Raw genomic sequence first — 17,975 nt, 5'->3', positions numbered from 1 at the left:
TTGAGCACGGTCACTCCGGCAGCGGCGGCCACGGCGGTTATCGCCGCGGTGAGCTTGATCCTGCTCGCGCGCTTGTGAGTTGCCATGAAGAGGGGACTCCTCGTCATCATTTGTGGGGGGATTGGCTTCCGGAAGGAAAATCTCCGGGGCCTGACTCGAAACACTGACCGATTGACGGGCTCAGATCAAGTCCTTCATACAGCTGTGACTTACTCAACAAGTCTTCGTAATATTAAATCGACCAGCGCCGCACAAGTCGGACTTCACCCTCAAGTCCCCTTACACATAAGGGGCTTGAGGTCTTCACAAACCCCGCCAGAATTCCGGCACATAAAAGGGAGACCGGCCCTTGCGGGCCGGCCTCCCGATTGCCGGCCTCCCGATTGCCGGTCTCCCCACTGCCGGCATCCCGGGCTGTTCCCCCTGCCCGGGTTTCGCGGTTCAGACGTGCGGCAGTTCGGCCTCGATCAGGTCCGCCGCGCGCTTCGTGCCGCCCTCACCCGCCATCGAGAGCTGGATCTCGCGGAGGCGGCGGGCGACGTCCGGGTCGCCGGTCAGGGCGAGGACCGCCTCGCGGAGGGTGCCGGCGGTGGCTTCCGCCATCGGGACATGGCGGGCCACTCCCAGCGAGGCGAGCATGTCCGCGTTGCCGAACTGGTCGACGGCCTGCGGGACCGCGACCATCGGGGTGCCGGTGGCGAGGCCCTCCTGGCTGCCGCCGGCGCCCGCATGGATGATGAACGCGTCCGCCTGCTTCAGGATCGCCAACTGCGGTACGCATTGGTGCACTTCGATGTTCGCCGGAACCTCACCCAGCTCGGCGACGTCGACGAACTTGCCGATCTGCAGCACCACATGCCACCCGGGAAGGTCACCGAAGGCCTTCACGCACTCACGGTAGAAGCCCGGCTGCTTGGTGAAGGCCGACCCCAGCGAGGACGAGAGGTCTCGTGCAAGCACGAACTCGCGGAGGACCCGCCGGACTCGTCCGGCCCGGCCGGCTCCCGCCAGGTGTGCCGGGTTACTGCCGCTGATAGCGGGCCAGCACCAGATTGCCGTCCTCGACGAGGCGTTGCTCCAGCTCGGCGCGGTCGATGCCGCCCGAGTAGTACTCCTGGAGCGCCGGCGTCGCCACCTTGTCCTTCCACTCGGGATAGCCCCGCACCGACTGCGCGGGCGCCGGACGAAGGTGCTTCGCGAGCGCCGCGCCCGTCGCCCAGCCGTCCTTCGGGGTGTGCAGCGCGGGGTCGGCGAGCGCCTGCGTGCCCGTCGGGAGCATCCAGTCGCCCTTCGCCAGCCGCACCATGTTCCGCGGCTGCAGCAGGAAGTCGATGAATTCCACCGCTTCCTTCTTGTGCGGGCTGTCCTCTGCGACCGACAGGGTCTGGGGGCTGACGCCCTGCGCGAGCCCCTCGCTGCCGGCGGGCGCGGGCAGCACCGTCCACTCGAATCCCCTGGGTGCCTGCTGCACGATCTGCTGCCGGTACGAGAAGCCGAGCGGGACCATCGCGTACTTGCCGCCGAAGAAACCGGGCAGTGCGTCGGAGCCGCCCCCGCCGAGCGCCGTGCTGGACGCGGACGAGTCCACGTGGACCTGGTCGTGGACGGTTTCGGGGACCACCGCGTCGGCGTCCGTGAACTCGATGCGCACCCGCCCGTCCTCGCCGCGCTGGAACATCCGCCCGCCCGCCGAGAGCCCGAGGTTGAGCGTGGCCGAAACCGGGTCCTTGAACGGCCAGGCGACCGCGTACTTCTCATGACCGAGCCACGCCGTCATCTTCTTGCCGATTTGCCGGAACTCCGCCCAGCTCCAGGGCTTCTCGGGAGTCGGGATGCGGACACCGGACGCGTCGAGGAGTGTCTTGTTGGCGATGAGGACGCGGGGCTCCTGGAGGAACGGGACGCCGTAGATGCCGTCACCGAAGGTCGTCGTCTCCCAGCTCTGCTCCGGAATGTCGGCGGTGAGCCGGGCCGGCAGCAGCTCGCGCAGATCGGCGAGGTAGCCGCCGTAGGCGAAGTCCGCGAGGTCGTCGGAGGCGTCATGGATGATGTCCGGCGCCTCGCCGCCCTCGAAGGAGGTCAGCAGCTGGTCGTGGACGCTGTCCCAGCTGCCCTGGACGTACTCGACCCGGACGTCGGGATGCGTCGCGTTCCACTCCTTCACCAGCTCCTCGTTGGCGTCGACGGACTCCTCCTGCCAGGCCAGGGACTGGAAGCGGAGCGTGATCTTCCCGTCGGTGCCGCCACCCGGGGAGCAGCCGGTCAGCAACAGCGCCAGTGCGGTGGCCACAGCGGCCAGCATCCGTCCCCGTACGCACACCGGCCCGTGCACCGGTCGGCGCATCGGTCCGTGCATCGGTCCGTGCATCGATCCGCGCATCAACTCTTCACCGCCCCGGCCAGCATGCCGCCTGTGATCCGTCTCTGGATGACCGCGAAGATCACCAGGGAGGGGACCGTCGCGAGGAACGCGGCCGCGGCGAGCGGCCCGAGGTCGCCGACGCCCTCCGCGCCGAGGAAGTGGGTGAGGACGACCGGCAAGGTCTGCTTCTGCGGGGTCTTGAGCAGGACGAGCGCGAAGAAGAACTCGTTCCACGCGGTGATGAACGCGAACATTGCGGTGGCCACGATCCCGGGCGCGAGCAGCGGCGCGGTGACCGAGACGAGCGTACGGGTCCGGCCCGCGCCGTCGACCGCCGCGGCCTCCTCCAGTTCGGACGGCACGGCCCGTACGTATCCCGTGAGCATCCAGAGCGCGAACGGCAGCGACCACACGACGTACACCAGGACCAGACCGGCCAGGGTGTTGATCAGCTGGAGGTTCTTGAGGATCAGGAACAGCGGGATGATCAGCAGGACGAACGGGAATGCCTGGCTGACGACGACCCAGCCGGTGGCGGCCTTCGCGAGCCGGGTGCGGTGACGGGCCATCACATAGGCCATCGGCGTCGCGATGACGACCGCGACGGCCGCCGCGCTCAGGGCGACGATCAGGCTGTTCACGGCGGCCTGGAGGAGCGGCTGTTCGTCGAAGGCCTGCCGGAAGTTGGCGAGCGTGGGGTCTTCCGGCATCCAGGTGGGGTGGAGCGAGCCGAGTTCGCGGGGCGGCTTGAAGGCGGTGGAGATCAGCCACAGGAAGGGAAAGGCGAGGAAGACCAGATAGGCGAGGAGTGCGAGGTACTGGCCGGCGCGTCCGGCCCGGCTGGTGCGCATGCTCACTTCGTGTCACCACCCCTCAGCCGGCCCACCAGGTAGAGGGCGAGCATCACCGATATCACCGCGACCATGACGCAGCCCATGGCGGCGGCGTAGCCGAACTGGCCGTAGCGGAAGGCCTCTTCATAGGCGAAGAGCATGGGGAGGCGGGTGCGGCCGCCGGGTCCGCCGCCGGTCAGGACGTAGACCAGCGCGAAGGAGTTGAAGTTCCAGATGAAGTTGAGCGCGGTGACGGCGAGGGCGACGGGCCTGAGGGCGGGCCAGGTGACGGTACGGAACCGTCGCCAGGCGCCGGCGCCGTCGAGGGCCGCGGCCTCGTGGAGCTCCTGGGGGGTGTTCTGGAGTCCGGCGAGGAGGGCGACGGTGGTCTGCGGCATACCGGACCAGACGCCGACGACGATCACGGCGGGGAGTGCGGTGGCGAGGCCGGTCAGCCAGTCGCGGCCGTCGCCGAGGCCGAGATCGCGGATGGTCTCGTTGAGGATGCCGGCGTCGGGGTGGTAGACGAGGCGCCACATGATGCCGACGACGACCTCGGGCATCGCCCAGGGAATGATCGCGAGGGCTCGGGCCAGCCAGCGGAAGCGGAGGTTCTGGTTGAGCAGCAGCGCGAGGCCGAGGGCGAGCACGAACTGCGGGACGGTCACCCCGACCGCCCACAGCAGCCCGATCCGGAACGAGTCCCAGAACAGGGTGTCGTGGAGCAGGTCCTGGAAGTTGAGCGTGCCGGTCCACTGGGTGGCCTGGGTGCGGCCGGACTGGGCGTCGGTGAAGGAGAGCGCGACGCCGTAGAGCAGCGGGCCCACGCTCAGCACAAGGATCGGGATCAGCGCGGGGAGGACGAGGAACCAGGCTCCGAAGTCCGTGCCGGGGCGACGCGCTCCGGGTCGTGGTTTCGGGCTCGCTCTGCCGGACCGTTCCGTTGCAGTCGCCAATGTCACGGATTCGACCCCTTTATGAAGTTGAACCGGCCCCTCGTCATCGTGCTGACGGACCGTCGGTTCGTCAACCCGGCCTGCGTGAATGCGAGAATTCGCGCCATGGACGAGACACGCGCGCGCGAGGTGCTGACGGCGGCCGGGCTGGCGGGGAACGGCCGGCTGCTGGCACTGGGCGAGAACGCGGTGTTCGCGAGCGGCGACGTGGTGGTGAAGGTCGGGCGGAGCGCGGAGCTGCTGGAGCGTGCGGAGCGCGAGCTGGCGGTGGCCGGGTGGCTCCAGGAGGCGGGCGTCCCGGCAGTACGGGCCGCGGAGCCGAAGACCCGCCTGGTGGAGGGGCATCCGGTGACGGTCTGGCACCGGCTGCCCGAGGCGGTACGTCCCGCCGAGCCGCGCGATCTCGCCCCGCTGCTGCGGCAGGTGCACGCGCTGCCCGCCGCGCCGTTCGCGCTGCCCCGCCGGGACCTGCTCGGCGGTGTGGAGCGCTGGCTGCGGCTGGCGGGGGACGCGATCGATCCGGCGGACGCGGCGTATCTGCGGGAGCGGCGGGACGGTTTCGCCGCGGCGGCGGCCGCGCTCGTCCCGCACCTCGTGCCGGGACCGATCCATGGTGACGCCCTCCCCCGCAATGTGCACATCGGCCCGGACGGGCCGGTCCTGGTCGACCTGGAGACCTTCTCCTCGGACCTGCGCGAGCACGACCTGGTGGTCCTCGCCCTCTCCCGCGACCGGTACGGGCTGGCCCCGGCCGCGTACGACGCCTTCACGGACGACTACGGCTGGGACGTCCGCCGCTGGGACGGCTGCGCCGTGCTCCGCGGCGCCCGCGAGACGGCGAGCTGCGCCTGGGTGGCCCAGCACGCCCCTTCGAACCCGAAGGCGCTGGCCGAATTCCGCCGCCGCGTGGCCTCGTTGCGTGACGGCGACACCGAGGTGCGCTGGTATCCGTTCTGACATCGTGGGCCGGGGAATCCGGGAAACCCGCCCTGGCTCGACTCCCTTCCATGAATGACCGTCCACGAACGACGTGAATGATCGGAGTGTTGTCATGCGTGTCGAACTCAGCGAGGTGACCCTCGAGGTCCGCACGGGCGGCGCCGGGCCGGCCGTGCTCCTGGTGCACGGTTTCCCGGACACCCACGACTGCTGGCGCCACCAGGTGGCAGCGCTTCAGGCCGCCGGCTACCGCACCATCGCCCCCGATCTCCGCGGCTTCGGCGGCTCGGACCGTCCGGAGGGCACCGACGCCTACGCCCCGGCCCGGTCCGTCGCCGACCTGCTGGAGCTGCTCGACCGGCTGGAGGTCGAGCAGGCCCATCTCGTCGGCCACGACTGGGGCTCGGGCATCGTCCAGTGCCGGGCACTGGCTCCAGCTGGACGCCCCGGACCGGATCAACGCAGCTCTGCTCGACTTCATCGGCGATGCGCGGACCAGGGGCGCGGCCGCCGGCTGACCTCCCCCGTCCGTCAGCGTGCGCTGGCGACCGGCTCGCGCAGCGGCCAGGAGCCGTCCACCACCGCGTCCGCGTCGCCCTTGCGGCGGAGGAAGTCCTGGAAGTCCGCCGCCCACTCCGCGTACCAGCGCACCTGGCGGGTGTGCAGCTCGGCCGGTGCGAGGGCCGCCACCGACGGGTGGCGGTCCGCTATCGCGGCGGCCACCCGCACCGCCGCCAGCGCGTCCGCGAGCGCCTCGTGGGCGCCGTCGAGGACCACTCCGTACTCCCCGCAGACCGCTTCCAGCGTGCGCTTGCCACGGCGGTAGCGGTCGACGGCGCGGTCGATCGTGTACGGATCGATGACCGGGCCGATGTCCGTGCCGCCGAGCCGCTCGGACAGGGACGGCAGCCCGTGACGGGCCAGCTCCGCCGAGAGCAGCGTGAGGTCGAAGGCCGCGTTGTACGCGACGACCGGGACGCCCTGCGTCCAGTGCTCCGTCAGCGTCTCGGCGATCTGGTCCGCCACTTCGCGCGCCGGCCGGCCCTCCGCCGCCGCCCGCTCGCTGCTGATGCCGTGGATCGCCGACGCCTGCGCCGGGATCCGGATCCCCGGATCGGCCAGCCACGTCCGCCGCCCGCTCGTCTCGCCGTCCCGCACGACGACGACCGCCGCCGTCACGATGCGTGCGTCCAGCGGGTCGGTGCCGGTCGTCTCCAGGTCGAAACCGGCCAGCGGCTCGCGGTGCCAGGTCATGATCACGCCCCCCTCTTTCAGTGGTACTGGCGAAACTCTCGCACGTGGCACTGACAGCCGGGCCACGGGGCAGCCGGGTCACCGACGGTCAGGACCACGACGACCGTACTGAAAGTCAGGAGACCCACAGTCAGGACACCGACCGTCAGGGCACCGACCGTCAGGGCACGGGCCGTCAGCGCACCGGCCGTCAGGAGCCGAACCCTCAGGACACCGGCCGCGAGTCGGTCCACACGGACTCGAACTCCTCCCGGTACGTCTGGAAGAGCCCGTGCTCGCTGTCCTGACCCGACCGCACCACCGACCGGCCCGCGCCCCGCAGCACCAGCACCGGCGCCTCCATGCCACGCGCCCGCCGTAGATACGACTGCACGACGGCGAGCCCGTCGGGACCGTCCCCGTCGACGAGATACGCCGTGAACCGGGGCGTCTCGTCGAAGACATGGATCTCGAAGGCGCCCGGGTCGCGCAGCTTCGACCGCACCCGTCGCATATGGAGGATGTTCATCTCCACCGAGCGGCTCAACTCGCCCTTCTTCAGGCCCAGTTCGCGCTCGCGCCGCTTGACCGCGCTGCTCGCCGGGTTGAGGAAGAGCAGCCGCACCCGGGCACCGGACTCGGCGAGCCGGACCAGCCGGCGCCCCGAGAAGTTCTGCACGAGCAGATTCAGGCCTATGCCGATGGCGTCGAGTCGCCGCGCTCCCCCGAAGAGGTCCTCGGCCGGCAGCTGCCGCTGCAGCCGTACCCGGTCGGGATGGACGGACACCACGTCCGCGTACCGGTCCCCGACCAGGTCCTCGACCGCGTCGACCGGCAGCCGGTCCGCGGACGGCACCCCGGCCCCGCTGCCGAGGATCTCCAGCAGCCGGGCCGAGGCCCTTTCGGCCTGGGCGAGCACGGTCTCGCTCAGCGCGCGGTTGCGGGAGACCACATTGCGTGCGACCTCCAGCTCGTCCAGAGCCAGCTCCACCTCGCGCCGGTCGTCGAAGTACGGCTCGAAGCAGGGCCAGTGCTGGACCATCAGCTCCCGCAGCTGCGGGAGGGTGAGGAAGCTGAGCACGTTGTCGTCGGCCGGGTCGAGGAGATAGCCCTTGCGGCGGGAGACCTCGCGCACGGCGACGGCCCGCTGCACCCACTCCTGTCCGGCGGGACCCGCGGCGGCGACGACCCAGTCCTCGCCGTGCACGGGTTCGTAGATGGGACGGAGCACGGCTGCCACGACGGCCCGCAGCCGCTGCTCGACCAGATTCAGCCAGATGTAGGCCCGCCCGGCCCGTTGAGCGCGCGTACGCACCTCGCTCCAGGCGTCCGCGCCCCAGTCCAGTTCGGGCCCGATCTGCGATCCCATCTCCACCGGCCGGGCGAGGGACACCGCCCCGGGCGGGACGTCAGCGGAGTCCCCCTCGTGACCTGCGTCACCGGGGGGTAGCTCCAGCCCTCCCGAGCTCACCCGCGCACCGCCTTCTGTTCCCGGACGCCCCGTCTTCAACGATCAAGGAAGGGTACTCCGGGAGCGGGAGGCGGTGCAGCCGGATCCACAGGCTCCTTTCTCAACTCCCGAAGTCGGGTGCGCCGTTCTGGTCGGCGAGATCTGCCGGAGTGAGCGGATTCATAGCGGTTACGTCCCTGGGCGCGAGCTGGAAGCCCTGCCAGTGGACCGGCATCGGCTGCTGGTCCTCGTCCCGGGCGATGTGGTGGAAACCGATGTTGACCCAGACCGCCGGGTTGGTCAGGGCTTCGCCGTTGACCCACTTCCCCACGTTGTCGGGCGCGCCTCGCCCGCAGTTGAGCGTGTTGTTGCTGGCGAACTGCTCACAGGCGCGGCTCTGGGTGAAGTAGACGTCGTGCTGGGTGAAGGGACGCCCGGCGTGCTTGGCGGACGGCCCGGGCACGATCTCGTAACTGCGGGCGTGGCCGTCCTTGTTCTTGCCGGTCTCGCTCACCACGCGCCACCAGCGCATCGCCTTCGCGTCCCCGGCGAGCTCCTTGGTCACGGGCGTACGCGTGGTCTTCGTCGTCGGGCTGCCGGTGCCGACGGGCGGGGTGACCGCCGAGTCGTACTGCTCGATCCGGTCCTTCGTGCTGCCGTCGAGGCCGAAGTTCAGCCGCCAGAAGACATTGTGGCTGTGGCTGGTCGAGTAGTCCTTGGCGCCCTTGCCGATGGGCCAGCCGCGCCCGTCGCCCGCGTTGTAGTCGCCCGGTGAGAGGCTGCCGGTGGCTCCGACGTTGGCGGAAATCGTTCCGTCGGAGGAGAAGCGCCACTCGGTGATGTACTCGTACCAGGACACCTTGTTGACGGTGTAGAGGAGCAGGTCCTTGCCCTCCTCCTGCCAGACCTCGGTGCCCTCGTCGTTCGCCATGCGGTAGGCGTGGCCACGCGATCGTGTGGTCATGCACAGGCCGTTGACCTGGCCGATGTCGGGGACCTTGACCGACTGGACGGTGCCGCCGGGGCACTCCGTGGCCTTGAGGTTCTGCAGGCCGTAGCCGAACCCGAAGCCGGTGAGGTCGTCGTACTCGGCCTGCCCGTCGTCGTAGGGCACATGGACCTGCGCCAGCTTGGCGCTGCTGAGCACCTGGATCGGCTTGGGCTCGCTCCTGGGCTGGTAGCTCACCTTGTCCAGGACCAGTCCGGCGGAGGAGTCGTAGTGCCAGCACATGCGCCAGGTGGTGCCGCCGGCGAGGGTCTGGCTGATCCGGTACGGCGCGCTGCAGCCCGGTGACGGCGGCGGCGTGGGGCCCTGGGGGGCGGCCTGTGCCGTGGGGCCCGCGGCCGTCAGCGCGCCGCCCAGCAGGACGGCTGCGGCGGCCACCGACGCCGGCTTGCGGACGGCCCGGACCGGTGTGCGGGCACGCGAGAATCTGCTCTTGTCCATGCGAAGCGGAACCCCTCAGGCGGAAGGCGTACGGACGACGGTGCGGGCGCTCAGATCGACGACCAGGTCCCTGGTGTCGATCCACGGCCCGTTGGTGATCTTGGTGATGACGCGCACGCAGCGGTGCACTCCGCAGGAGCTGAGCTGCTGCGGGATCCGCGCCTGCCGGTCCTTGCGGTAGACGAAGCCGCTCAGGGTGAGCGGCTTCGGGGAGGTGAGCGCGCTGCCGGTGGCGTCCTTGTAGTCCGCCTTCAGCCCGGCGCCGAGCGGGTTCGCCAGAATCAGCTCGACGGCCTCCCTCAGCTCCTCGCGGTGCGGGGAGGGCTGCACGCCCTGCTGCGCCGCGCGGCTGTCCACCTTCCCGGTGGTGAGATTGACCGTCGCTGTGACGAGCTGGTCGGTCTTGTAGTCGTAGTACGACACGACGGCGCGGCGCGGCGGTGTGGCGAGGGCTGCCTCGGACGGCTCCTGCTCGGCCAGATCGGTGGTGAGGAGCTGCGGGCCGCGGCCGCCCGTCACGTTCTCGCCGGTGCGCGCGGCCGGCGCCGCCGCCAGCTGTTTCGCCCGCTTCAGCTCGTCGTCGGTGAGCGGATCGCGGCCGAAGCCCTTCTCGCCCTCTTCGGGGGCCGCCGCGACGACGCCGGGTTCGGGTGCCGAGGCTCCGGTGCCCTGCCCCTGAGCGCCCGGGCCCCGTCCCCCGGATGCGGTGGACCGGCCGCCAAGGCCGCCTTCCGCTCCTGCCGTGCCCGGCAGGGTGATGGCCACCATCACAGCGGTACCCGTCACCGCAATGGCCGTGCCCGCAACCACCTTCCCCAGGTGGCGGCGCACTATATTGCGCACATTTTCCCCCTTATCCCTGTGGTCACCCGGTAGGACGGTGGTAAGTCCTAGGAGGTTGCCCATCTTTCGGGGAGGATCTGGCCGAAGAGGTCCCCAGCACCCGGATCAGAAGTGGAAGAGTCTTATCTATGCAGGTCTGGCCGGGACAGGCGTATCCACTCGGCGCCACGTACGACGGCGCCGGCACCAACTTCGCGGTCTACTCCGAGGCCGCGCACCGTATCGAGCTGTGTCTGCTGCACGACGACGGCTCGGAGACGGCCGTCGAGCTGCGCGAAACCGATGCGTTCGTGCGCCATGCGTATCTGCCGGGCGTGATGCCGGGACAGCGGTACGGATTCCGGGTGCACGGCCCGTACACGCCGGAGCGCGGGCAGCGGTGCAACTCGGCGAAGCTGCTCCTCGACCCGTACGCGCGGGCCATGAGCGGACGTATCGCCTGGGGTGAGGCGGTGTACGGCTACCACTTCGGCAGACCGGACTCGCGCAACGACCTCGACTCCGCCCCGCACACGATGGCTTCCGTGGTGGTCAATCCGTACTTCGACTGGGGCGACGACCGGCCGCCGCGCACCGACTACCACCGCACGGTGATCTACGAGGCCCATGTGAAGGGCCTGACGATGCTGCATCCGGCGCTGCCGGAGGAGCTGCGCGGGACGTACGCGGGCCTCGCGCACCCCGAGGTGATCTCGCATCTGACGGAACTGGGCGTCACCGCCCTGGAATTGATGCCGGTGCACCAGTTCGTGAACGACCACCGGCTGGTCGACGCGGGGCTGGACAACTACTGGGGCTACAACACGATCGGGTTCTTCGCCCCGCACAACCGCTACGCCTCCTGGGGCGACCGGGGCCAGCAGGTGCTGGAGTTCAAATCGGCGGTACGGGCGCTGCACCAGGCGGGGATCGAGGTGATCCTCGACGTCGTCTACAACCACACGGCGGAGGGCAATCATCTCGGCCCGACGCTCTCCTTCCGGGGCCTGGACAATGTCTCGTACTACCGGCTGTCCGAGGACCGCCGGTACTACACGGACACCACCGGCACCGGCAATTCGCTGCTGATGCGCTCCCCGCACGTGCTCCAGCTGATCATGGACTCGCTGCGCTACTGGGTCACCGAGATGCATGTCGACGGCTTCCGCTTCGATCTCGCGGCGACGCTGGCCCGGCAGTTCCACGAGGTGGACCGGCTGTCGTCGTTCTTCGACCTGGTGCAGCAGGATCCGGTGGTCAGCCAGGTGAAGCTCATCGCCGAGCCGTGGGACGTCGGCGAGGGCGGCTACCAGGTGGGGAACTTCCCGCCGCTGTGGACCGAGTGGAACGGCAAGTACCGCGACACGGTGCGGGACTTGTGGCGCGGCGAGCCGCGCACCCTGGCGGAGTTCGCCTCCCGGCTGACCGGATCGTCGGACCTCTACCAGGACGACGGGCGCCGGCCGCTCGCCTCGGTCAACTTCGTGACCTGCCACGACGGCTTCACCCTGCATGACATGGTCTCGTACAACGAGAAGCACAACGAGGCCAACGGGGAAGGCAACCGGGACGGGGAGAGCCACAACCGGTCGTGGAACTGCGGGGCGGAGGGCGACACCGACGATCCCGGGGTGCTGGAACTGCGGGGCCGTCAGATGCGCAACTTCATCGCGACGCTGATGCTGTCCCAGGGCGTGCCGATGCTCAGCCACGGTGACGAGTTCGCCCGTACCCAGCACGGCAACAACAACGCGTACTGCCAGGACAGTGAGCTGTCCTGGGTGCACTGGCCGGCGTCGACCGAGGAGGAGCAGGGCTCGCTGCTGGCCTTCACCCGGGCAATGGTCTGGCTGCGCCGCGATCACCAGGTGTTCCGGCGCAGGCGCTTCTTCCACGGCCGGCCGGTGGAGGGCACGCACGACGAGCTCTCGGACATCGCCTGGTTCACTCCGGAGGGCGAGGAGATGACGGCCCGCGACTGGCAGGCCGCCCACGCCAGGGCCCTGACGGTGTTCCTGAACGGCCATGCGATCTCGGAGCCCGGCCCGCGCGGCGAGCGGATCTCCGACGACTCGTTCCTGCTGATGTTCAACGCGAGCGCGGAGGACCGGGACTTCGCGGTGCCGGTGAACCATGGGCACCAGTGGCAGGTGGTGGTGGACACGGCACGACCGGAGGGCGTTCCGCCGGGTCAGGGGCCGAAGGTGGCGGCGGGTGACCGGGTCAGGATGATCGGGCGGAGTCTGACGGTGCTGCGGAGGCCGGCCTGACGGTCCGGCGTTCGTCATATCAGGTGAACGTCACGCGGTAATCCCTGCCGGCGCACGAGCCGATGACACAGAAGGCCGCGATGCGGGTACGTACGTTCGCATGACGCCCACCGCCACCTACCGTCTCCAGCTCCAGCCGGACTTTCCCTTCCGGGCCGCCGAGACGGCGGTTCCGTACCTCGCCGGACTGGGGATCTCGCATCTGCATCTGTCACCGGTGCTGGAGGCGATGCCGGGTTCGACGCACGGCTACGACGTCGTGGACCACGACCGGGTACGGGAGGAACTCGGCGGCGAGGAGGGGCTGCGGTCCCTCGCCCGCACGGCTCGCGAGCACGGACTCGGACTGGTGCTCGACATCGTGCCCAACCACATGGCCGCCGTGCCGCGCCACAACAAGGCGCTGTGGGAGGTGCTGCGGGAAGGCCCCGGGTCGCCGTACGCGGGGTGGTTCGACATCGACTGGGACGCGGGCGGCGGCAGGGTTCTGATGCCCGTTCTGGGCAGACGGCTCGGGGACGAACTCGGCGCGCTGCGGGTGGAGGGACGGGTCCTGCGCTACGGCGAACACACGTTCCCGGTGCGGGAGGGCACCGAGGAGCTGCCCCTGCCGGAGCTGCTGGACGCCCAGTGGTACCGGCTCGGCTGGTGGCGGCTGGCCAGGACCGAACTCAACTACCGGCGTTTCTTCACCGTTTCGGAGCTGATCGGGGTACGGGTGGAGGACCCGGAGGTCTTTGCCGCCACCCACGCCAAGATCCTTGAACTGGTACGGGACGGTGTCGTCGAGGGCCTGCGGATCGACCATCCCGACGGGCTGGCCGACCCCGAGGAGTACCTGCACCGGCTGCACGAGGCCACCGGCGGCTGCTGGACGGTCGTGGAGAAGATCCTCACCCGGGACGAGCACCTGCCGGCCGGCTGGCCGGTCGCCGGCACGACGGGCTACGACGCGCTGCACCGGATCGACGGGCTCTTCACCGACCCCGAGGGTGCCGAGGAACTGCTCCGCGGGTACCAGAACTACGCGTCGCCCGGCGGCGACCGGGGCGGCTTCTGGGGTGCGACGGTGCGCCGCGCCGCGTTCACGGTGGTGACGCACCAGCTGGTCGCGGAGACCGAGGCGCTCGCCCGCCTGGCCGAACGGGTGTGCGCGGCGGACCCGGCGCTGCACGACCACGCGCCCTGGGCGCTGCGCACCGCGATCCGGGAGCTGCTGGTGCGGGTGCCCGTCTACCGGCCGTACCGCACCGGGGGCGAGGCGGTCCTGACGGCGGACGCGGCGCTGCGGGCGAAGGCGGCGTTCGCCGTCGCCGAGGAGGCGGAGGCGGTCGATGTGATCCGGGACCTGGCGCTCGGCCGGCTCGGTGACAGCCCGGAGCAGACGGCCTTCCGGGCCCGTTTCGCGCAGACGTCGTCGGCGCTGCGTGCCAAGTCCGTCGAGGACACGGCCTACTACCGCTACACCCCCCTGATCTCGGCGAACGAGGTGGGCGGTGATCCGGGGTGCCCGGGGGTGAGCCCCGAGGAGTTCCATGCGTACTGTGCCCGGCTGGCCCGGGACTGGCCGGCCACCGGCACGGTGCTGTCCACGCACGACACCAAGCGCAGCGCGGATGTCCGGGCCAGGATCGCGCTGCTGTCGGAGTGCCCCGAGCGGTGGGAGCGGCTGCTGACGGGCCTGGCCTTCACACCGGCGCCCGATCACCATCTCGCATGGGTGGCGTGGCAGACGGCGTTCGGGTTCGCGATGCCGTATCCGCAGCGGATCGGTCCCGCCCTGCTCAAGTCGGTACGGGAAGCCGGACTGCACACCAGCTGGACCGAGCCCGATGCCGCGTACGAGCGGGCCGTCAACGATTTCGTGGACGCGGGACCGGCCGGGCCGCCGCTGTACACGGTGGTCCTGCTGGCCCGGGAACTCGACCCGTACTGGCTGGCCAACGTGCTGGGTGCGGCACTGGTGCAGCTGACCATGCCGGGGGTGCCCGAGTTGTACCAGGGCACCGAGCACATCTACCTGGCGCTGGTCGACCCGGACAACCGCCGGCCGTTCCGGGAGAGCTCCGCGGACGAGAAGGCACGGCTGACGCGGGCCGCGCTGCGACTGCGCCGCCGGCGCCCGGAGGTGTTCGGCGAGTCGGGTACGTATCGGAGCCTGGCGGCGGACGGGCCGGCGGCCGCGCACTGTCTGGCCTTCTGCCGCTCGGGCGAGGTCGTGACGGCGGTGACCCGGCTCTCGCTGCGGCTCGACGAGTCGGGCGGCTGGGGCGAGACGTCGCTGGAGCTCCCCGAGGGGCGGTGGACCGATGTGCTGGCGCCGGAGCGGGAGTTTCCGGGTGGGCGGGTGCCGCTGACGGAGCTCTTCGCCGAGCGGCCGGTGGCGCTGCTGGAGAGGGCGGTGGGGCGCCGGGGGTGATGCCGGACAGGCCCTAGTCGGACGCCTCAGCGGGGTCGGTCACCGCGACGCCCACGCGGTCGGCGGGGCGGCGTCCCTTGGGCTGCTGCGGTTCGGGTTGTACAGGCACCGGCGGCAGGGGGCGCTCCACCGGCTCGGACACCGTGAGGGGGAGCGGCTCGCCGTGGTGCAGGACGGTCAGCGGGTCGCCCTCCACCAGGGTGTAACGGGCCGTGGTGCGGCGGATGTCCACCCGCAGTCTGCGCCCCCGCACCAGCACCGTGAACTTCAGGCCGGACAGGCGCTCGGGCAGCCTGGGGGCGAACCCCAGACGGCCCTGCGTACCGGCCTCGCCCTCGTGCCGGCGCATTCCGCCGAGCCCGAACACCAGGGCCAGCCACGTGCCCGCGAGGGAGGCGATGTGCAGCCCGTCGCGGGTGTTGTGCTCCAGGTTCTCCAGGTCCATCAGGGCCGCCTCACCCAGGTAGGCGTAGGCGAGCCGGAGGTGCCCGGTCTCCGCGGCCATGATCGCCTGGCAGCACGCCGAGAGCGAGGAGTCCCGCACGGTCAGCGACTCGTAGTAGGCGAAGTTACGGGCCTTCTCCTCGGGCGTGAAGGCGTCCGGGCACGTCACCATGGCGAGGACCAGGTCCGCCTGTTTGACGACCTGTTTGCGGTAGAGGTCGAAGTAGGGGAAGTGCAGCAGCAGCGGGTACTGCTCCGGCGAGGTGCCGTCGAAGTCCCAGTGCTGGAACGCGGTGAACCCGGCCGACTGCTCGTGCACGCCGAGCGCCTCGTTGTACGGCACGGCGATCCGGGCGGCGGCGTCCCGCCAGGCCGCGGTCTCCTCGTCGTCGACTCCCAGCTCCTCCGCCCGGTCGGCGTGCCGCGCCGCCGTCTCCGCGGCGGCCACCAGATTCCGTCGCGCCATCAGATTGGTGTAGAGGTTGTCGCGGGCGATGGCGCTGTACTCGTCGGGGCCGGTGACGCCGTCGATGTGGAAGACACCCTCCGCGTCGTGGTGGCCGAGCGAGTGCCAGAGCCGCGCCGTGTGCACCAGCAGCTCCAGGCCCGGGCCCCGCTCGAACGTCTCGTCCCCGGTGGCCATCACGTAGTGCAGCACTGCGTCGGCGATGTCGGCGTTGACGTGGAAGGCGGCCGTCCCCGCCGGCCAGTAGGCGGAGCACTCGGCGCCGCTGATGGTCCGCCACGGGAACGCCGCTCCGGCCAGCCCGAGCTGATGAGCCCGGTCCCGCGCCGCGGGCAGGGTCGCGTGCCGCCAGCGCAGGACCGGGCCGACGGCCTGGGGCGCCGTGAAGGTGAGCACGGGGAGGACGAAGGACTCCACGTCCCAGAACGAGTGTCCGTCGTAGCCCGTCCCCGTCAGGCCCTTGGCGGGGATCGCCCGCTCCTCCCCGCGGGCCGCCGCCTGGAGGACGTGGAAGAGCGCGAAGCGCACGGCCTGCTGGATCTCCGCGTCACCGTCCACTTCGACGTCCGCGCAGGACCAGAAGGTGTCCAGATAGGCCCGCTGCTCGGCGAGGAGTCCCTCCCAGCCGGTGCTCCGGGCGGCGGCGACCGCGCCGTCGACCTGGTCGTGCAGGGCGGGCAGCGACCTTTCGGCGGACCAGCCGTACCCCACGAACTTCACCAGCCGCAGCCGCTCACCGGGCGCCAGTGTGGCGGTGACGGTGAGCCTGCTGACGTCCGGCTCGCTCTCGGCCGACCAGGTCGTCCCCGCCGGGCCCTCGACGATGTGGTCGGCCGCGGCCGCGACCCGCTGGCCGCTCTTCCTGGTGCGGTGGACCAGGCGCAGCCGGGTGTCCTGGGCGAAGTCCTCCTCCGGTTCGAGCGGGGCGTCGATCGCTGCCGCGACCCGCGGGTCGCCGGCGTCGTGCGGCATCTGCTCGTTCGCGACCAGCTCCGACTGGACGGCCACGGTGGCCCGGCCGTCCAGCGGCTCCACCTCGTAGGCGATCGCGGCGATGGCCCGCTGGGTGAACGACACCAGGCGGTGCGAGGTGATGCGCACGGCGAGGCCGGCCGGCGAGGTCCATTCCGCGGTGCGGCTCAGGACTCCCGTACGGAAGTCCAGTACCCGCTCGTGTGCCGTCAGTTCGCCGTAGCGCAGGTCGCAGGGGTGGTCGTCCACGAGAAGCCTGATGATCTTCCCGTCGGTGACGTTGATCAGCGTCTGACCGGACTCCGGGTAGCCGTAGCCGGCCTCGGCGTAGGGCAGTGGGTGCAGCTCGTGGACACCGTTGAGGTAGGCGCCGGGCAGCCCGTGCGGCTCGCCCTCGTCGAGATTGCCGCGCCACCCGATATGGCCGTTGGACAGGGCGAACACGGACTCGCTCTGGGCGAGGACGTCGAGGTTCAGCTCGGTCTCGCGCAGGCGCCAGGGTTCGACCACATAGCTGGGATGGGTGATCATCGTGACTCCATCAGTTCGGCGAGGTCGCTCACGACGACGTCGGCGCCGTGCTGCCGCAGCTCCGCGGCCTGCCCGGTCCGGTCGATGCCGACCACGATGCCGAACCTGCCCGCGCGCCCGGCCTCCACTCCGGCCAGCGCGTCCTCGAACACCGCCGCATCGCCCGGGTCGGCGCCCAGGGCGCGGGCGGCGGCGAGATAGGTGTCCGGTGCGGGTTTGCCCCGCAGCCGCAGTTCCCTGGCGACGATCCCGTCGATGCGCTCGTCGAAGAGATCCTCGATACCGGCGGCCACCAGCACATCACGGCAGTTGGCGCTCGAGGAGACCACGGCGCGCCGCAGACCGGCGTCCCTGGCGGCGCGCACATAGGCCACCGACCCCTCGTACGCCTCCACGCCCTCCTCGCGGATCTTGCGGAGCACCAGGTCGTTCTTGCGGGTGCCCAGTCCGTTCACGGTCTCCGCGCCCGGCCCGTCGTCGGGCGCGCCCTCGGGCAGTTCGACGCCGCGCGAGGCGAGGAAGGTGCGGACCCCGTCCTCGCGGGGGCGGCCGTCCACGTACTCGTCGTAGTCGTGCACGGCGTCGAACGGTACGAAGGGCGCGCCCTCACGTTCGGCGCGCTGTCGCAGGTAGTCGTCGAACATCTCCTTCCACGCGACCGCGTGCACCTTCGCGGTACGCGTGAGGACGCCGTCGAGGTCGAAGAGGCACGTGCGGACGTGATCCGGAAGACCCAGCATGCCGTCGAGGCTAGGAGGGGGCGGCGGCCCCCGGCGGCGTCGGGCGCCGCTCGCCGCGCCGCGGGTACCCCGTGGGGATGATGCCCGGGTG

Annotated in this window: 11 protein-coding genes and 3 pseudogenes; 4 read left to right on the top strand and 10 right to left on the bottom strand. The window is 70.7% G+C overall.

Features of this window, described 5'->3' with window-relative positions; genetic code table 11:
• Positions 1 to 441: 441 nt before the first annotated feature.
• The 4 genes and pseudogenes from ACZ6ZQ_RS33545 to ACZ6ZQ_RS33530 form a co-directional block, all read right to left on the bottom strand.
• A pseudogene (locus tag ACZ6ZQ_RS33545) lies at positions 442 to 936 on the bottom strand (nucleotide disphospho-sugar-binding domain-containing protein); the annotation flags it as partial.
• An 85-nt stretch (positions 937 to 1,021) separates the two neighbouring features.
• A complete protein-coding gene (locus ACZ6ZQ_RS33540; protein ID WP_469772290.1) occupies positions 1,022 to 2,302 on the bottom strand; it encodes an ABC transporter substrate-binding protein in 1,281 nt (426 codons plus the stop codon).
• A gap of 77 nt (positions 2,303 to 2,379) precedes the next feature.
• Positions 2,380 to 3,213, bottom strand: coding sequence for a carbohydrate ABC transporter permease (locus tag ACZ6ZQ_RS33535; protein WP_469772284.1), 834 nt, complete (start codon positions 3,211 to 3,213; stop codon positions 2,380 to 2,382).
• A 2-nt stretch (positions 3,214 to 3,215) separates the two neighbouring features.
• Entirely contained in the window at positions 3,216 to 4,151 is a 936-nt protein-coding gene (locus ACZ6ZQ_RS33530; protein ID WP_469772289.1) for a carbohydrate ABC transporter permease, read from the bottom strand.
• A 105-nt stretch (positions 4,152 to 4,256) separates the two neighbouring features.
• On the opposite strand from ACZ6ZQ_RS33530, the gene ACZ6ZQ_RS33525 reads away from it, so the two are divergent.
• Positions 4,257 to 5,108, top strand: coding sequence for a phosphotransferase enzyme family protein (locus ACZ6ZQ_RS33525; RefSeq protein WP_469772283.1), 852 nt, complete (start codon positions 4,257 to 4,259; stop codon positions 5,106 to 5,108).
• Between the two features lie 94 nt (positions 5,109 to 5,202).
• Positions 5,203 to 5,802: pseudogene (locus ACZ6ZQ_RS33520) on the top strand (alpha/beta fold hydrolase); the annotation flags it as partial.
• On the opposite strand, the pseudogene ACZ6ZQ_RS33515 reads toward ACZ6ZQ_RS33520, so the two are convergent.
• The 4 genes and pseudogenes from ACZ6ZQ_RS33515 to ACZ6ZQ_RS33500 form a co-directional block, all read right to left on the bottom strand.
• Positions 5,700 to 6,344, bottom strand: a pseudogene (locus ACZ6ZQ_RS33515) (exonuclease domain-containing protein); the annotation flags it as partial. The pseudogenes ACZ6ZQ_RS33520 and ACZ6ZQ_RS33515 sit on opposite strands and share 103 nt — an antisense overlap.
• Before the next feature lie 205 nt (positions 6,345 to 6,549).
• Entirely contained in the window at positions 6,550 to 7,794 is a 1,245-nt protein-coding gene (locus ACZ6ZQ_RS33510) for an SAV2148 family HEPN domain-containing protein (RefSeq protein WP_469772282.1), read from the bottom strand.
• A 100-nt stretch (positions 7,795 to 7,894) separates the two neighbouring features.
• Positions 7,895 to 9,220, bottom strand: a complete 1,326-nt coding sequence (locus tag ACZ6ZQ_RS33505) for a copper amine oxidase (RefSeq protein WP_469772281.1) — start codon at positions 9,218 to 9,220, stop codon at positions 7,895 to 7,897.
• A gap of 15 nt (positions 9,221 to 9,235) precedes the next feature.
• On the bottom strand, positions 9,236 to 10,063 hold the full coding sequence (locus ACZ6ZQ_RS33500) for a Tat pathway signal sequence domain protein (RefSeq protein WP_469772280.1): 828 nt from the start codon (positions 10,061 to 10,063) through the stop codon (positions 9,236 to 9,238).
• 128 nt (positions 10,064 to 10,191) lie between these two features.
• On the opposite strand from ACZ6ZQ_RS33500, the gene glgX reads away from it, so the two are divergent.
• Positions 10,192 to 12,312: a glycogen debranching protein GlgX gene (gene glgX, locus ACZ6ZQ_RS33495; RefSeq protein WP_469772279.1), complete on the top strand. Its 2,121-nt coding sequence runs from the start codon at positions 10,192 to 10,194 to the stop codon at positions 12,310 to 12,312.
• 100 nt (positions 12,313 to 12,412) lie between these two features.
• The gene (gene treY, locus ACZ6ZQ_RS33490; RefSeq protein ID WP_469772278.1) at positions 12,413 to 14,731 is read left to right on the top strand and encodes a malto-oligosyltrehalose synthase; all 2,319 of its coding nucleotides are present in this window, start codon (positions 12,413 to 12,415) and stop codon (positions 14,729 to 14,731) included.
• Between the two features lie 13 nt (positions 14,732 to 14,744).
• On the opposite strand, the gene ACZ6ZQ_RS33485 is transcribed toward treY, so the two are convergent.
• Both ACZ6ZQ_RS33485 and ACZ6ZQ_RS33480 read right to left on the bottom strand, forming a co-directional pair.
• Positions 14,745 to 17,144 (bottom strand): glycoside hydrolase family 65 protein, encoded by a 2,400-nt coding sequence (locus ACZ6ZQ_RS33485; RefSeq protein WP_469772277.1) that lies wholly within the window; start codon positions 17,142 to 17,144, stop codon positions 14,745 to 14,747.
• The gene (locus ACZ6ZQ_RS33480; protein ID WP_469772276.1) at positions 17,141 to 17,884 is read right to left on the bottom strand and encodes an HAD family hydrolase; all 744 of its coding nucleotides are present in this window, start codon (positions 17,882 to 17,884) and stop codon (positions 17,141 to 17,143) included. Before ACZ6ZQ_RS33480 ends, ACZ6ZQ_RS33485 begins: the two co-directional genes overlap by 4 nt.
• Positions 17,885 to 17,975 lie beyond the last annotated feature (91 nt).

It is taken from the genome of Streptomyces sp. NPDC053673 (assembly GCF_055585225.1).
The sequence above is the reverse complement of the archived record's forward strand: the minus strand, read 5'-3'. Positions and strand labels throughout refer to the sequence as shown.

Coding starts and splice junctions, on each gene's coding strand:
- ACZ6ZQ_RS33540 (WP_469772290.1), bottom strand. CDS start 2,302: ATGCTGGCCGCTGTGGCCACCGCACTGGCGCTGTTGCTGACCGGCTGC.
- ACZ6ZQ_RS33535 (WP_469772284.1), bottom strand. CDS start 3,213: ATGCGCACCAGCCGGGCCGGACGCGCCGGCCAGTACCTCGCACTCCTC.
- ACZ6ZQ_RS33525 (WP_469772283.1), top strand. CDS start 4,257: ATGGACGAGACACGCGCGCGCGAGGTGCTGACGGCGGCCGGGCTGGCG.
- ACZ6ZQ_RS33505 (WP_469772281.1), bottom strand. CDS start 9,220: ATGGACAAGAGCAGATTCTCGCGTGCCCGCACACCGGTCCGGGCCGTC.
- glgX (WP_469772279.1), top strand. CDS start 10,192: ATGCAGGTCTGGCCGGGACAGGCGTATCCACTCGGCGCCACGTACGAC.
- treY (WP_469772278.1), top strand. CDS start 12,413: ATGACGCCCACCGCCACCTACCGTCTCCAGCTCCAGCCGGACTTTCCC.
- ACZ6ZQ_RS33485 (WP_469772277.1), bottom strand. CDS start 17,144: ATGATCACCCATCCCAGCTATGTGGTCGAACCCTGGCGCCTGCGCGAG.
- ACZ6ZQ_RS33480 (WP_469772276.1), bottom strand. CDS start 17,884: ATGCTGGGTCTTCCGGATCACGTCCGCACGTGCCTCTTCGACCTCGAC.